Consider the following 15,395-nt stretch of genomic DNA (forward strand, 5'->3'; position numbering starts at 1 on the left):
TAAACTCGGTGGATGATGTTCGTCAAGGTACGCCCGCGGCCGCCATCTCAGGTAGGGCCAGTGCATGACGATCGTTCGGGCCAGCGCCGATGACATCGACGCGGCACGCTTGCCACGCCGCCGCAAGCGCGTGCCGCGGCAAGGTGCCACGCAGGCCGATGGCGACAAGGGCGTCCTGTGCAACGCGTGTATCGCGTGTATCGCGCGCATCGGCCGGCGGCGGTCCGGCGCGCCGGCGCACGCTGCCGCGCTTGCCCGCGAACTGGACCTCGCAGCGGCCAAGATCATTGGTCTGTACGAGCCCCTTGAGGCGTAGCACGCCGTCGGGCATGTCCCGCAGCAACGCACGCACGGCGCCCGCATCGAAGACCGCATCGGCCACGTCGAGCTGCATGCTCTCGAACAGCCCGCCGTGATCCGGTGCGTCGCACGCGCAGCCAGCGCCATGCCGCGCGCAGGGGTTGCCCATCGACGCCGACGCGATGCCCGTCAGGAGCGTCAGCGGTACCTCGGCGTTCGTCGCGTGGAAGATCGGCGCCTTGCCGGCGTGCCCGGCAATCCAGGCATCGAGCTCCGGATCGGGCTGGCGGCCGTCCATCTTGTTGAGCACGACGACGTCGGCCGCGGCGAGTTGCCCCGTGACGACATCGGTCATGCGCGGGTCCTCGGCATGCGACCGGATCGCCTGCGCATCCGCCATCACGACCACGCCGTCGAGCGTAAGCGCGGGGTCCACCAGCCCGGCCTGCGCGAGCCGCCAGGGATCGGACACGCCGCTGGCCTCGATCACGATCCACTCGGGCGGCTGCGGCGCCTCGATCAGCGCGGCCAGCGTATCGACGAGCGCGTCGCCGATCTGGCAGCAGACGCAGCCATTGGTCAGGCTGATCGTGTCGGCGGAACGGCTCTGCACGAGCGCGGCGTCGATATTGACGGCGCCGAAGTCGTTGACGAGCAGTGCCATGCGCACGCCGTCCATCTGCGCGAGCATGCGGTTGAGCAGCGTGGTCTTGCCCGCGCCGAGGAACCCGCCGATGACCGTCAGCGGAATGCGCGCGCGGCCGCGCGCGAGGCGCACGGCGGTGGTCATGCGCGCGGCGCGGCAAACACACGGCCGCCCACGACGGTACCCCAGACCTCGATATCCTTGAGTTCGCTGGCCGGCACGTCGAGCGGATCGGCCTCGAGCACGCAGAAGTCCGCGCGCTTGCGCACGGCGATCGAGCCGATCTCGTGATCGAGCTTCAGCGTGAAGGCCGCGCCCATCGTGATCGCATGCAGCGCCTGCGGCACCGTGATGCGTTCGGACTCGCCGAGCACGACTCCGGAGGACGTACGGCGATTGACCGCGCACCACGCCGTGAACAGCGGGCCCAGCGGCGTGATCGGCGCGTCCGAATGGATCGCGAACGGCACGCCGACACGCGCGGCGGTGCCGCACGCATCCATGCGATGCGCGCGGTCCGGCCCCATCGTGAGGTTCAGGTGCGCGTCGCCCCAGTAGAAGATATGGTTCGCGAACAGGTTGACGCACATACCGAGCCGCGCCATGCGCTGGAACTGCGCTTCGTCGGCCATCTGGCAGTGCTGCAGCGTGTGGCGATGGTCGGGACGCGGATGCGCGGTCAGCGCGGCCTCCACGGCGTCGAGGGCCACGTCGGTCGCCTCGTCACCGTTCGTGTGGATATGCAGCTGGAACCCGGCCTCGTGGAAGGCCATCACGGCATCGTGCACCGTCTGCGGCGACAGTACCCAGATGCCATTCGGCGCGCCGTTGAAATAGCCCGGCCAGCGTACGCGCGCGGTAAAGCCCTGAATCGACCCGTCGATCACGAGCTTGACCATGCCTGCGTGAAGCTTGTCATGGTTCGCGGCGATGGCCGTGCGAACGCGCGCCACGCCCGACTCCCCGAACACCGATTCGCTGGGGCGGAATGCCGGCACGAGGCGCAGCGGATACGCTTCGTCGCCACACACGCGCTGCATCGTCTCGATGCTCTCGTCGGCGAGTTCGTTGACGAGATCCGTCGCGGTGGTCACGCCCGCCAGCAACGCCGACTGCGCGAACATCCGCAGGCCGAGTTCCGACATGCCGACCTTGCGGAACAGATTGCCGATCAGCCGGTTGACGGGGAACATCGCCGCGAACTCCTGAAGTTCGCCGTTGGGCTCGCCATCGGCGAAGCGCGCGATACCTTCGATGTCCGTATGGCGGTCGATCTCGGCCGCCTGCAGCGTCGCCGTATTGACGTTCATCAGGTGCATGCTCGCATGCGTGATCACGATCGGGCGCGTCATCGACACGCGATCGAGCTCGTTGACCGTGATGCGAGACTCGCCGAAAAAGATCGGGTCGAAGCCCCACGCCAGCAGCGGCGTCTCGACGGACACGCCCTGCCGCGTCATCTCGGCATCGGCCTCCACCAGCCGCGCCACCACGGCGTCGAAGCTGTCGAGCCCTTTCCAGAGCTTGCCATCGGGGCTGCGCCGGTCATGGAAGCCGACATACGGGAACTGCCAGAGGCCGCCTTCCATCGCATGCGAATGGCCTTCGACGAGGCCGGGCATCAGCACCTTGTCCGCAAAGCGCGTGTCCAGGTCGCAGGGTCCCCATGCCGCCATGGCGGCGGCATCGCCGACCGCGAGGATGCGGCCGTCGCGCACGGCGACGTGTGTGGCCGTGGGCTGGTTGGCGTTCATGGTGAGGATCTTGCGGGCAACGAAGACCGTGGTCGAAGGCGTGGTGGTCGTGGACATGAGGCGTGGACAATAAATGGGTTCAGATGACGGGCATCGGCAGCGGTGCGACGGACGCGCCGTCGCGCGTGGTCACCAGATGGCAGCGCACCGCGCGGCCGCCGGCGATTTCGCGCAGCGCGGGCGGCTCGGTGTGGCAACGTGCCTCGGCCACCGGGCAACGCGTGGCAAACCGGCACCCCGGCGGCGGGTTGAGCGGGCTCGGCGGATCGCCTTCGAGCCGAATACGCTGTGCCGCGCGGGCACGGCCCCCGCGCACGGTCGGCACCGCGGAGCTCAGCGCCACGCTGTACGGATGCAGCGGCTGCGCGAAGAATGCTTCGCGCGGCGCGCGCTCCACGATCTGCCCGAGGTACAGCACCGCCACCTCGTCGCACAGATACTCGACCACGGACATGTCGTGGGAGATGAACAGATACGAGATACCGCGCTGCTGCTGCAGGCGCCGCAGCAGGTTCAGCGTCTGCGCGCGCACCGCGATATCGAGCGCGGAAACGGGCTCGTCGCAGATCACGAGGTCCGGCTCGCTCGCAAGCGCGCGGGCGATATTGATGCGCTGGCGCTGCCCGCCGGAGAACTGATGCGGGAACAGATGCCGCTGCTCGGGGCGCAGGCCGACCGCCTCGAACAGCTCGGCAACGCGCGCATCGCGCTGCGAGGCCTCCCCCACGTCCATGAGCTCGAGCGGCGCACGCACGGCATCGCCGGCGCGCTGGCGGGGATTGAGCGCGGAGTACGGATCCTGGAACACCATCTGGACGCGGCGGCGCGCATGGCGCAGCGTGTCGCCGGACATCAGCGTCAGGTCGCGCCCGCCAAGACGGACCGTGCCTGCCGTGGCCTGCGCGAGGCGGGCCACCGCGAGCGCGGTGGTGGACTTGCCGGAACCCGACTCGCCGACGAGCGCGAGCGTCTTGCCGCGCTCCACGGAGAACGAGACGCCATCCACGGCGCGTACCACGGGTGCGGGCTTGAACATGCTGCCCCCGCGGCCACGGAAATGGACCTTCAGATCATCGACTTCGAGCAGTTTCATACCGTGACCTCCTCGGCGACACGCGCCGGCTGTTCCGTCAGCGCCCAGCACGCGGCGCGCTGCGTGCCGCTGACGGTGGCGAGCGCCGGCACTTCCGCCGCGCAGCGCGCGCTGGCGAGCGCGCAACGCGAACGGAACGCGCAGCCGCCACCCAGTTCCCAGATCGAGGGCACCATGCCGGGAATCTCCGGCAGCGGCGGGCGCGTGCGCCGCGCCTCGCCTTCCAGCTCCGGAAGGCAGGCAATGAGGCCGCGCGTGTAAGGGTGCGCGGGCTGCCGCAGCACATCGTTCGTCGTGCCCTCTTCCACCACGCGGCCTGCATACATCACGGCGACGCGGTCGGCCATCTCGGACACCGCGCCCATGTCGTGCGTAATCAATACGATCGCGGTACCTTCGCGCGCCTGCCGCTCGCGCAGCAGGTCGAAGATCTGCGCCTGCACGGTCACGTCGAGCGCCGTGGTCGGCTCGTCGGCGATCAGCACCTTCGGTTCGCAGGCGAGCGCCATGGCGATCATCACGCGCTGCTTCATGCCGCCCGACATCTGATGCGGGAAATCGTCGACGCGCGTCTCGGGCGCGGGAATCCCCACCGCGCGCAGCAGGTCGATCGCGCGGCCTCGCGCCGCTTCGCGCGTCAGGTCCAGATGCAGCCGCAGCGTCTCCACGAGCTGGCGGCCCACGGTCATGACCGGATTCAGCGAGGTCATGGGCTCCTGGAAGATCATGGCGATACGGTTGCCACGGATCTCGCGCATTCGCGCGGGCGTGGCGCGCAGCAAATCCTCGCCATCCAGACGGATCGCGCCGCCCGTAATGCGTCCGGGCGGCGACGGAATCAGGCCCAGCACGGCCAGCGACGTCATGCTCTTGCCGCAGCCCGATTCGCCCACGATGCAGAGCGTCTCGCCCGCGTTCACATGGAAGCTCACCCCGTTGAGCACGGTGGCGGCGCCGCGCGAAGTGCGGAACTCGAGCCGCAGATCCTCCACGTCGAGCACCTTTGCCTTCTGTTGTGCGGTGGTATCGCGCATGATCAGCGTTCCCTCAGCTTGGGGTTCAAGGCGTCGTTGAGGCCGTCGCCGATCAGGCTGATGGCGAGAACGGTCAGGAAGATCGCCAGGCCCGGAAAGGCCACGGCCCACCAGCAACTCAGCAGGTAGGGGCGCGCGGAGCCGATCATCAGGCCCCAGCTCATGCGGTTGGGATCGCTGAGCCCCAGGAACGACAGCCCCGCCTCGAACAGGATCGCGGCGCCAATCGCCATCGTGGCCGCCACCACGAGCGGCGGCAGCGCGTTGGGGAGGATCACGCGCCAGATGATGCGGGCGTTGCCCGCGCCGATCGAACGCTCCGCGCGCACGAAGTCCAGATCGCGAAAGCGCATGAACTCGGCGCGCGTCAGCCGCGCGGTGGCCGTCCACGTCGTGAGGCCGATGGCAACCGAGATCGTCGTCAGGCTCGGCGAGAACAACGTGACCAGCACCATCGCGAACAGCAACGCGGGCAGCACCTGGAAGAACTCCATCACGCGCGTCAGCGCTTCATCGACCACGCCGCCGTAGTAGCCGGCCATCGCACCGGCACCGAGCCCGATCATCACGGACAGCAGCGCGGCAACCGCGCCAACCGCAAGGCTCGCGCGGCCCCCGAAGATCAGGCCTACGAGCACGTCGCGCCCGAGCTGGTCCGTGCCGAGCCATGCCTCCGGCGTGCCGACGGGGCTCTGCGGTGCGGCAACCATCTCGAAGGGGTCCGCATCAACGACCATCGGACCGAAGATCGCGACGAGCACGATGATCAGCAATAGCACCGTGCCAGCCACTGCCGCATGGCTGCGTACGAACATGCGCGCGGCGTCGCCGAGCGGCGAAGCCGCCTTGGGCGGCGCGCCGGTTGTCGCCGGCGCCGCGGACATGGCCGGCGCGGCCACGGGGTTAGGCGAGAGATTCGGCGAGAGATTCGGAGAGGGGTTCATGCGGTACGGATCCTGGGATCGATCAGCCGGTACACGAAATCGGTGACCTGGTTCATCAGTACGACCATCACCGCCGAACCGAGCAGGATGCCGAGCACCGTCGGATAGTCGCGGCGCAGGATGGAATCGAAGGCAAGCCGCCCGAGGCCCGGCCAGTTGAAGACGGTCTCCACGAGGATGGCGCCCGCGATGACGTTGCCGAACTGCAGGCCCAGCACGGTCACCACCGGGAGCAGCGCGTTGCGCAGCGCGTGCACGTAGAGCACGGCGGTCTCGGAAACACCCTTGGCGCGCGCGGTGCGGATATAGTCGGCACCGAGCACGTCGAGCACGCTCGCGCGCGACAGACGGCTGTATTGCGCGAGATAGACGAGGCTCAGCGTGACCGTCGGCAACACCATATGCCACGCCACGTCGAGCACGCCCGCCAGTCCCGTGCTGTCGGCGGCCATCGAGCGCATGTCGGAGACGGGCAGGATCGGCCAGACCGACGCGAACAGGATCACGAGCATCATGCCGCTCCAGAACACGGGCGCGGCATGCCCCATCATCGACAGCACCGTGATCGCCTGCGACAGCAGGCCGTGGGGCTTGCGCGCGGCCAGCACGCCGAGTGTCGTGCCCAGGACGAAGGCCACGACCACCGACGCCACCACAAGCAGCAGCGTCGCCGGCAGGCGGTCGAGAATCAGGTCCGTCACCGGCAGGTTGAAGAAGTACGACATGCCGAGGTCGCCGTGCGCGATGCGGCCCACGTAGACCGCGAGCTGCTTCCACAACGGCTGATCGAGTCCGTACTCGGCGATCAGCTGCGCGCGCAGCTGATCGCTCATGCCGCCCATCGTCCCGGCGATGGTTTCGACGGGGTCACCGGGCGCCATGCGGATGAGCAGGAAGTTGAGCACCACCACCGCGAGCACGAGCAGCACGGCATGGCAGCCCTTGCGGCCAAACTTGAGCAACGCGTTCATGATCCCGCCCTACTTGAAGTAGACCTCGTCCAGCGGCGAGGCCGGACCCCAGATCGAGGCGGGCACATTGCCGAGCTTCTTGTTCGCCACCGTGTAGTACGGAATCTCGTTGATATAGACGATGGGCAGGTCATCCGTGACGAGCTTCTGGAATGTCGCGTAGTAGGCCTTGCGGCGCGTGGCGTCCAGCGTGCTGGCGGCGGTGTCGAGCACCTCGTCGACCTTCGGGTTGCGGTACGACTGCGTGTTGGTCCAGATGATCGGCTTGATGTTGCTGGACATGTATGTGCGCGCCACGCCGATGACCGGATCGCCCCAGTTGAAGACGCTGTCCATCGTCATGTCGAAGTCGTGCGCGGCCACGCGCTTGGCCCATGACGCGAAGTCCGCCGAGGCGCGCACCTGCACCGTGATGCCCAGCTTCTTGAGCTGCGCGCGCACATACTCGGCCACGTTCTTCTGCTGCTCGTCGGAGCCCGGCAGATAATCGATCGTCAGCGTCAGGCGCTCGCCGTTCGCCCCGCGCTTGAGGCCGGCCTCGTCGAGCAATGCTTCGGCACGCTTGAGGTCGAACGGATAGCGGTGCAGATCGTCGGTGTAGAACGGACTGCTGCGCACGATCGGGCCATCCGATACCGTCGAGAAGCCGTTATGCAGCGCCTTGACGATAAAGTTCTTGTCGATGGCGCTCGCAATGGCGCGACGGACGCGTACATCGTCGAGTGGTTTCTTCTCGAGGTTGAACGCCAGCCAGTTCAGCCCGCCGATGCCTTCATAGCCCTTGCGCGTGAGCACCAGATTCGGATTGGATTGCATGCGCTTGAGGTCCGTGGACACCGAGGCGAACGCCATCATCTGGATATCGCCGCGCTCCATGCCCAGCGCAAGGCTCTGCGCGTCGGGATTGATCGTCACGACGACCTTGTCCAGATAGGGGCGGCCCTGGATAAAGAACTTGTCGAACTTCTGCATCACGATGCGCTGGCCGGGTACGAACTCGACCAGCTTGAACGGCCCCGAGCCGACCACGCCGTTCGCGTTGGCCGGATGCGTCGAGACATCGCGACCGTCGCCGTAGACATGCTTCGGCATGATCGGACACAGCGCGGGCGACATCGCGAGCACGATCGCCGGGTGCGGCTGGCTCATGCGGATGATGGCCGTGTAGCGGTCCGGCGTCTCGACCTTCTCCACCGGTGCCAGCATGCTCTGGAACGGATGCTTGGCCTTGATCGTCATGATCGAGAACGCGACGTCCTCCGACGTGATGGGCTTGCCGTCGTGGAAGACCGCATCACGGCGCAGGTTCAGCGTCAGGGACTTGCCGTCCTCCGATACCTTCCAGGATTGCGCGAGGTAAGGCTGCGGACGCCACTGGTCGTCGAAGCGCAGCGGGCTCGCGAACAGTTGGGTGGAGGGTAGCGCGGTGGCGAGGCCCGACTGCACGGCCCCATTCAGATGGCGCGGCGTCTGCGTGCTGCCGATGACGAGCGTGCCGCCAGGCTTCGGTGCGTCGGCCGCGACCGCCGCGCCAGCGATGAGGCCGGCGGCGGCAAAGCACGCCGCGGGCAGCAGCGCGCGACGCAAGCGGGAAACGATGGGGGCGAGGCCTGTCATGAAATTCTCCTGGGGATCTCGGAATGGCGATGAAAACAAGATAAGAGAGCCACCGTTTGCGGACGTAGCGCCAACGCCGGACGATCGATGGTGCCAGCCCGTGCGGTGCGCGACGCCGTTCAACTGGCCAGCGTGAAGATGCCGATCGCGATCAGTGCAAGCTGCACCACGCGCGCGAATCGCGCGGACGGCAGGCGCGCAAACAGTGCCTCGCCCGCGATCGCCCCCGCACAGAAGAAGGGCACCAGGAGCAAACTGCTGCGCAATGCGCTCCAGTTCAGCTGGCCATGCACCAGCAACCCCAGCGATGCCCCGGAGAACAGCAGCATGAAATACGCGAGCAGGTTCGCGCGCACCGCGGGGGCCGAGCCTCCGCGTCCGCTGAAGTAGTACACGACCGGTGGGCCGCCCAGCCCGCCGATAGCGGTGAACAGTCCGCTAGTCGCGCCGGCCAGCGTCGTGGGGACATGGCCGCCGCGATGGCGTATCTGCACACCGATCCATGCGAGCACGCCCATCACGAGCACGAGCGCCCCCACACCACGGCGCAGCAGATGGGGATCGAACTGCGTGACGAGATCGAGCGACAGCTGATGACACAGCAGCGCGATGGCCGCGAGCACCGACACGCGCCACCATTCCACGAGCTCGACATGACGGCGAATGCCCTGCCATGCGGTGAGTCCGTGCAGCAGCACGATGAACACCGCGGCCTGCGCGGGCGATACGACGAGCGCGAACAACGGCGCCATGATCAGCGCGGCGCCGAACCCCGTCAGGCCCTTTGCGAGTCCCGCCAGGGCGCTGATCGCCGCGAGCGCGGCGAAGGTGGGCGTATCCATGTCAATCGCGCACGGGCTCGCGGCTGATCGCAAAGTTGGAGAACGCCTGGCACGCGGGCATCAGCTCGATGGCATTCACGTTCACGTGCGGGGGCAGCGTCAGCAGCCAGTGCACGGTCTCGGCGATGTCCTCCGCGCGCAGCGGCTGCGTGCCGTCGTAGACGCCGGCGGCGCGCGATGCATCGCCGTGGAAGCGTGTGACCGAGAATTCGGTGCCGCCGCACAGGCCGGGCTCGATGCAGCTGACCCGCACATTGTGGTGAACGAGATCCGCGCGCAGGTTCAGGCTGAACTGATGCACGAAGGCCTTGGTCCCGCCATAGACATTGCCGCCGGGATACGGGTACGTCCCCGCGATCGACCCGAGGTTGACGATATGGCCGCCGCGGCGCGCCACCATTTGCGGGAGCACGGCGTGTGTGCAGAACAGCAGTCCCTTGATGTTGGTGTCGATCATCGTCTCCCAGTCTTCGAGACTGGCCGTGTACGCGGGTTCGACACCGAGCGCGAGGCCGGCGTTGTTGACGAGTGCATCGATCGGCCCGATGGTGTCGGTCACGTATGTCATCGCGGCCTGCACTTCGGAGCGGTATCGCACGTCGAGCTCGAGCGGATGCAGATTGCCGCCGCATCGCGCGGCAAGGGCGGCGAGCTTGTCGGCACGCCGCGCGGTGGCCACGACGGTATGGCCTTCACGGCAAAGACGTTCGGCGATGGCCTCGCCAAAGCCGGCCGAAGCGCCGGTGACAAAGACGATCATTGCGCGTGCTCCCTGCATAGGGAGCGCGGCGCCAGGCAGTTGACATGCGTGGACACGTTGGCCTCATGGGTGGTTCAAGCTTGAGACCAGTGTCGCGCACGCTGGACTGGCATGGTTAATGCCAGAGAGGACTTTCGATCGTACCAGCCGGACACGCCATGCGCCCCACCACCGTGCACCAACTCATGTGGCACCAGTTGCTGCCTCCACCCGAACGCGAAGGCTCCACGCTGCAGAGTCAGCTGCGTACGCATATCGTCAAGGCGGTGCTCGACGGGCGGCTCGTTGGCGGCACGCGCCTGCCGTCCAGCCGCGAACTGGCCGAGATGCTGGAGATTTCGCGCAACACCGTCGTGCTCGTCTACGAGCGGCTGACGGAAGACGGCTTTATCGAAAACCGGCCGCGCTGCGGGTACTTCGTCAGCCCGCGCAATGTCGCGCAGACGCCGGCGGCGCAGGTCGGCGTGATCGAGGACGCTCACGCCGACCTGGTGCAGCCTGGCACCACGCAAGTGCAATGGAGCCAGCGTCTGAGCGGCCGTGTCGCGGACAGCCGATGGCTGGACAAGCCGCGAGACTGGCAGCGCTACCGCTATCCGTTCATCTACGGCCAGTTCGATCCGACGCTGTTCCCGGTCGCGCACTGGCGCGAATGCAGCCGGCACGCGCTGGACGTCGGCGCGATTCGCGGCTGGGCGCCCGATGCGATCGACCATGACGATCATTCGCTGGTGGACCAGCTGATTCGCCGCGTATTGCCCCGCCGGGGCATCGCCGCGCGGCGCGAGGAGATCCTGCTGACGGTCGGGGCGCAACAGGGGCTCTATCTGCTGGCCGAACTGCTGATCTCACCGGGCACACGCGTTGGCGTGGAAGATCCCGGTTACATGGACGCGCGCAATATCCTGCGACGGCGCGGCGCCACGCTCGTGGGCCTCGACGTCGATGCGCGGGGGCTCGTGCCCGACGAGGCGCGCCTGCGCGATTGCCGGTACCTTTACTGCACGCCGAGTCACCAATGCCCGACCGGCGTCACGCTGAACAACGAGCGGCGGCTGGCGCTGCTCGAGTGGGCCCGCCGCGCCGATGGCGTGCTCATCGAAGACGACTACGATGCGGAGACGCAGTATCAGGGGCAACCGTTGCCGGCCATCAAGGCACTCGATCGCGACGAGCGCGTGATCTATGTCGGCAGCCTGTCGAAAACGCTGTCGCCGGGCCTGCGCATCGGATATATCGTCGCGCCCGCGGAGGTCATCACCGAGCTTCGGCTGCTGCGGCGCATGATGATCCGCCATCCCCCGGCCAACAACCAGCTTGCGGCGGCGTTGTTCATCGAGCATGGCCACTATGACCGGCTGATGTTCCGCATGCGCGATGCGCTGGCGATGCGGGCCAATGCACTGACGGAAGCGCTCAAGCGCTACATTCCCTCGCTCGCGTTTACGGCCCCGTCCGGCGGCTCGGCGCTATGGGGCCACTTCACGGATGGGGTACGCACGGCGGAACTGCTCGATATCGCACGCGCGCACGGCATTCTCGTCGAGCCCGGCGAACCGTTCTTCCTCGACTCGCGCGATGGCGGCCATCACATCCGGTTCGGCTTCTCGTCGATTCCGGTCGAGCGCATCGACGCCGGTATCCGCGAACTCGCGCGACTGGTGACCCGTTGACGGGTGCCCGTCAGTCGTCCGTATCCTTGCGGCACAGGCAATAGACGAACTGCTGCACGGTTCCGAACGGTGTCTCGTGGGCTTCGCGCTCCTGCCCCAGCAGCGTGAACGGCGTGCCGAACTCCGCATGCAATGCGTCGCCACTGTAGCGCCGTACCGGCAGGCCGCTGCACTGCTCGGGGCCGTCTTCCGCAAAGGTCGCGACGATGACGCTCCCACCGGGGCGCACCGCGTTCAGCACCGCGCGCACGTAGGCCGCCCGGGCTTCGTCGGTCGTCAGGAAGTGAAACACGGCGCGATCGTGCCACACGTCGTACCGGTGGCGCGGCAATTGCGCCGTCGTGATATCGGCGGCGAGCCACGTCACGCGCGCGGCTGCCGCGCCGAGACGGCCGCGCGCCACGGCCAGTGCGGCCTCCGACAGGTCCAGCACGGTCAGGTCGGCGTAGCCATCGGCCAGCAGATCGTCGACCAGCGTGGATGCGCCGCCGCCGACGTCGATGATGGCCGCGGTCTCACCCGCGCCCGTCTTCCGGATCAGATCCACCGACCGGTGCGCGTGCGGCTGGAACCAGCTCACGCCCGCGGCCGGCTTCGTGCCGTAGACATGCTCCCAGTGATCCTTCGCGTTCATCGAACCCTCACGCATGGTGCGCGGCAAGCGGCACCTTCAGATAGGAAGTGCCATTATCCTCCGCTTCGGGCATGCGCCCGGCGCGGATATTGATCTGCACCGAGGGGAAGTACAGATTCGGCAACGCCAGCGTGGCGTCGCGCGCGGTGCGCATGGCGACGAAGTCATCCATGGTCATGTCGTCGCGAACATGGACATTGGCGCGGCGCTGCGTCTGGACGTCGGTTTCCCAGCGCACTTCCGGACGATCGGGTGGCGGGTAGTCGTGGCAAAGAAACAGCCGCGTCTCCGGCGGCAGCGACAGCAGCCGGCGGATCGAGCGGTACAGCGTGGTGGCGTCGCCTCCGGGAAAATCGCAGCGGGCGGTGCCCACGTCGGGGTGGAACAGCGTATCGCCCACGAACACCGCGTCGCCGTCGATGCGATAAGCCATGTCGGCCGGCGTATGGCCCGGCACGTGCATCGTCGTGGCGTGCAGCGAGCCGATGGTGAATGGCTCGTCGTCACCGAACAGGTGATCGAAGCAGGTATCCCCGGCCGAGCCGGCGAGATTGAACGTCTCGCCGAACACGCGCTGCACCTGCACGATATGTTCGCTGATACCGATGCGCCCGCCCAGTCGCGCCTTCAGGTACGCCGATGCCGACACGTGGTCGGCATGCACGTGCGTCTCCAGCAGCCACTGCACCTCCAGCCCGTGCGCGCGCACATAGTCCGCCACGCGATCGGCCGGCTCCGTGACCACGCGGCCATGCCGCACGTCCAGTCCGAGCACGGGGTCGATGATCGCGCAGCGCGCGTCGCCCTCCGCGCGCACGACGTACGTGAACGTGGCCGAAACGGGATCGAAGAAGGGTTCGATAAGCGCGGACATGCGGACAGCTTAGTACGTCTTGTAGGGCAGGAACTTGCCCGACAGCACGACGTTCACGCGATCGCCCTTCGGATCGTGCGTGCGCTGGATGTCCATCGAGAAGTCGATCGCGCTCATGATGCCATCGCCGAACTCTTCATGGATCAGTTCCTTGATCGTCGTGCCGTACACGTTGACCAGTTCGTACCAGCGATAGATCAGCGGATCCGTCGGCACGGCGGTCGGCAGCGAGCCTTTGTAGGGCACCACCTGCAGCCACGCCACGGCCTCGTCCGACAGTTCGAACAGCTTGCCGATGGCCTCGGCCTGCGGCTTGTCGAACGTCATCTGGCCGAGGCAGCCCGCCGTCGTCCATTCCTTCGACATGCCGGTCAGTTCGGCCACGTCCGCCCACTTGATGCCCTTGCGGACCTTGGCGGAAACGATCATCTGGGTCACTTCTTCACGGCTGGAAATCATGTTGCCTCCTGGCAGGTTGTGGTCAAGCGGTAAGAACGATCGCGGTGTCGTCGCCCGCCTCGAGGCCGGGTCGGACGATACGCGTGACAGGCAGCTCGGCGACATCGCCCGAGCGCTGCTGGATCGTCGTGGAACGACGAACGAGAAAATCGACGAGGTGATTGCGGATGCGATAGAACTGCGGATCGTGATGGATCGTCTCCCGCGTGCGCTCGCGCGGCAGCGTGTTGACGACGATCTCGGCAATGCGTGCCTTGGGCCCGTTGCTCATCAGGAAGATCTTGTCCGCCAGGAGAATCGCCTCGTCCACGTCGTGCGTGATCATGAACACGGTCTGATGCGTGGCCGCGCAGATCCGGAGCAGCTCGTCCTGAATCACGCCGCGCGTGAGCGCGTCGAGCGCGCCGAACGGCTCGTCCAGCAGCAGCATCTTCGGCTCCACCGAGAACGCGCGCGCAATGCCGACGCGCTGCTTCATGCCGCCCGACAGCTCCGACGGCTTCTTCTTGGCGGCGGCCGTCAGGCCCACCATTTCGATAAAGCGCGCGCCGTGCTCGGCGATCTGCCGGCGCGACCAGTCCGGATGCCGCGAGCGCACCGCGAACGCGATGTTCTGCTCCACCGTCAGCCACGGCATCAGCGCGTGCCCCTGGAAGACGACACCGCGGTCGAGGCTCGGGCCGGACACTTCCTTGCCGTCCATGATCACGTAGCCGCCGCTTGCCTCCTCCAGGCCCGCCAGTACATTGAGGATCGTGCTCTTGCCGCAGCCCGAATGGCCGATCACGCAGACGAACTCGCCGCGCTCGATCTCGAAGCCGACGTTCTCGAACACCGGCGGCAGGTCAGGGCGATAGCGCTTGCTCAGCCCCTGAACCGAGAGAAACACCGCGTTCTTATTCCGCATAACTCACCTTCAGTTGAAGCCGTGCAAACAGCATGTCCAGCACCATCCCCACCACGCCGATCACGAGCACCGCGAAAATCACGTTGGAGAGCGAGAGGTTGTTCCATTCGTTCCAGAGGAAGTAGCCGATGCCGCTGCCGCCGATCAGCATCTCCGCCGCGACGATCACCAGCCAGGCAATGCCCATGGAGATCCGCATGCCCGTGATGATGGTCGGCGCGGCCGCGGGCAGGACCACGCAGAACGCCTTGCGCAGCGGCGAGACTTCGAGCGTGCGCGCGACGTTGAGCCAGTCCTTGCGCACGCCCGCCACCCCGAATGCCGTATTGATCAGCATCGGCCAGATGGAGCAGATAAAGATCACGAAGATCCCGGACACCGTCGAGTCCTGGATCGTGTACAGCGCGATGGGCATCCACGCGAGCGGCGAGATCGGCTTGAGCACCTGCACGAACGGATCGATCGCGCGGTAGAGCAGCGGCGACATGCCGATGACGAAGCCGAGCGGAATGGCGACGATCATCGCGAGCAGATAGCCGAGGCCCACGCGCACGAGCGAGTGTGCGAGCTGGATGCCGACGCCCTTGTCGTTGGGGCCGCGGTCGTAGAACGGGCTCTTGAGATGCCCCAGCGCTACCGTGGCGAACTGCGCGGGCGTCGGGAAACCCATCGCGCGCTTCTCGCCGGCGCCTTGCGCGGCACCGGCCGGCGGCGCCTGCCCCATGAGCGCGGCATATTCGGCCGCGTCCGCATCGGCGCCACTCTGCGCGGCGTGCGGCGCAGCCGCGCTGCGGGGCTGCGTCGTGACCTGCCAGATGCCGAGCAGCAGCATCAACATCACCAGCGACAGGATCGCGGCGCGGATCTTTATTTGCGTCGTCATGGCT

Annotated in this window: 15 protein-coding genes; 1 reads left to right on the forward strand and 14 read right to left on the reverse strand. The window is 67.1% G+C overall.

Annotated elements, in window-relative coordinates:
- Nucleotides 1-22: 22 nt before the first annotated feature.
- The 9 genes from AAHB16_RS26465 to AAHB16_RS26505 form a co-directional block, all read right to left on the reverse strand.
- Nucleotides 23-1,090: a CobW family GTP-binding protein gene (locus AAHB16_RS26465; RefSeq protein WP_342052412.1), complete on the reverse strand. Its 1,068-nt coding sequence runs from the start codon at nucleotides 1,088-1,090 to the stop codon at nucleotides 23-25.
- A complete protein-coding gene (locus tag AAHB16_RS26470; RefSeq protein WP_342052413.1) occupies nucleotides 1,087-2,757 on the reverse strand; it encodes an amidohydrolase in 1,671 nt (556 codons plus the stop codon). The genes AAHB16_RS26465 and AAHB16_RS26470 overlap by 4 nt, the downstream gene beginning before the upstream one ends.
- Nucleotides 2,758-2,779: 22 nt before the next feature.
- Complete coding sequence (locus AAHB16_RS26475; RefSeq protein ID WP_342052414.1) at nucleotides 2,780-3,793, reverse strand: ABC transporter ATP-binding protein; 1,014 nt, start codon at nucleotides 3,791-3,793, stop codon at nucleotides 2,780-2,782.
- Nucleotides 3,790-4,827 (reverse strand): ABC transporter ATP-binding protein, encoded by a 1,038-nt coding sequence (locus AAHB16_RS26480; protein WP_342052415.1) that lies wholly within the window; start codon nucleotides 4,825-4,827, stop codon nucleotides 3,790-3,792. Before AAHB16_RS26480 ends, AAHB16_RS26475 begins: the two co-directional genes overlap by 4 nt.
- A 2-nt stretch (nucleotides 4,828-4,829) precedes the next feature.
- Nucleotides 4,830-5,711 carry an ABC transporter permease gene (locus AAHB16_RS26485; protein WP_342052434.1) on the reverse strand — a complete coding sequence of 294 codons (882 nt, stop codon included), beginning with the start codon at nucleotides 5,709-5,711 and terminating at the stop codon, nucleotides 4,830-4,832.
- Between the two features lie 56 nt (nucleotides 5,712-5,767).
- Complete coding sequence (locus AAHB16_RS26490) at nucleotides 5,768-6,742, reverse strand: ABC transporter permease (protein ID WP_342052416.1); 975 nt, start codon at nucleotides 6,740-6,742, stop codon at nucleotides 5,768-5,770.
- 9 nt (nucleotides 6,743-6,751) lie between these two features.
- Nucleotides 6,752-8,359, reverse strand: a complete 1,608-nt coding sequence (locus AAHB16_RS26495) for an ABC transporter substrate-binding protein (protein WP_150375329.1) — start codon at nucleotides 8,357-8,359, stop codon at nucleotides 6,752-6,754.
- 119 nt (nucleotides 8,360-8,478) lie between these two features.
- Nucleotides 8,479-9,201 carry a sulfite exporter TauE/SafE family protein gene (locus AAHB16_RS26500; protein ID WP_150375330.1) on the reverse strand — a complete coding sequence of 241 codons (723 nt, stop codon included), beginning with the start codon at nucleotides 9,199-9,201 and terminating at the stop codon, nucleotides 8,479-8,481.
- Nucleotide 9,202: 1 nt separating this feature from the next.
- Nucleotides 9,203-9,961, reverse strand: a complete 759-nt coding sequence (locus AAHB16_RS26505) for an SDR family NAD(P)-dependent oxidoreductase (RefSeq protein ID WP_150375331.1) — start codon at nucleotides 9,959-9,961, stop codon at nucleotides 9,203-9,205.
- Nucleotides 9,962-10,119: 158 nt separating this feature from the next.
- Here AAHB16_RS26505 and pdxR point away from each other — a divergent pair, with 158 nt between their 5' ends.
- The gene (gene pdxR / locus AAHB16_RS26510) at nucleotides 10,120-11,634 is read left to right on the forward strand and encodes a MocR-like pyridoxine biosynthesis transcription factor PdxR (RefSeq protein WP_342052417.1); all 1,515 of its coding nucleotides are present in this window, start codon (nucleotides 10,120-10,122) and stop codon (nucleotides 11,632-11,634) included.
- A gap of 10 nt (nucleotides 11,635-11,644) precedes the next feature.
- Here the strand turns inward: pdxR and AAHB16_RS26515 are convergent, their stop codons facing one another.
- Genes AAHB16_RS26515 through ntrB form a run of 5 tightly spaced genes read right to left on the reverse strand, consistent with a single transcriptional unit; the run spans nucleotide 11,645 to nucleotide 15,391 of the window.
- Nucleotides 11,645-12,268, reverse strand: a complete 624-nt coding sequence (locus AAHB16_RS26515) for a class I SAM-dependent methyltransferase (protein WP_150375333.1) — start codon at nucleotides 12,266-12,268, stop codon at nucleotides 11,645-11,647.
- Between the two features lie 7 nt (nucleotides 12,269-12,275).
- Complete coding sequence (locus tag AAHB16_RS26520; protein WP_150375334.1) at nucleotides 12,276-13,142, reverse strand: MBL fold metallo-hydrolase; 867 nt, start codon at nucleotides 13,140-13,142, stop codon at nucleotides 12,276-12,278.
- Nucleotides 13,143-13,151: 9 nt separating this feature from the next.
- On the reverse strand, nucleotides 13,152-13,601 hold the full coding sequence (gene cynS / locus AAHB16_RS26525; protein WP_150375335.1) for a cyanase: 450 nt from the start codon (nucleotides 13,599-13,601) through the stop codon (nucleotides 13,152-13,154).
- 22 nt (nucleotides 13,602-13,623) lie between these two features.
- On the reverse strand, nucleotides 13,624-14,508 hold the full coding sequence (locus AAHB16_RS26530; RefSeq protein WP_150375336.1) for an ABC transporter ATP-binding protein: 885 nt from the start codon (nucleotides 14,506-14,508) through the stop codon (nucleotides 13,624-13,626).
- Nucleotides 14,498-15,391, reverse strand: a complete 894-nt coding sequence (ntrB, locus tag AAHB16_RS26535; protein WP_342052418.1) for a nitrate ABC transporter permease — start codon at nucleotides 15,389-15,391, stop codon at nucleotides 14,498-14,500. Before ntrB ends, AAHB16_RS26530 begins: the two co-directional genes overlap by 11 nt.
- Between the last annotated feature and the right edge of the window lie 4 nt (nucleotides 15,392-15,395).

It is taken from the genome of Cupriavidus sp. OTU4054, from assembly GCF_038440175.1.
Classification (GTDB): Bacteria; Pseudomonadota; Gammaproteobacteria; order Burkholderiales; family Burkholderiaceae; genus Cupriavidus; species Cupriavidus pauculus_D.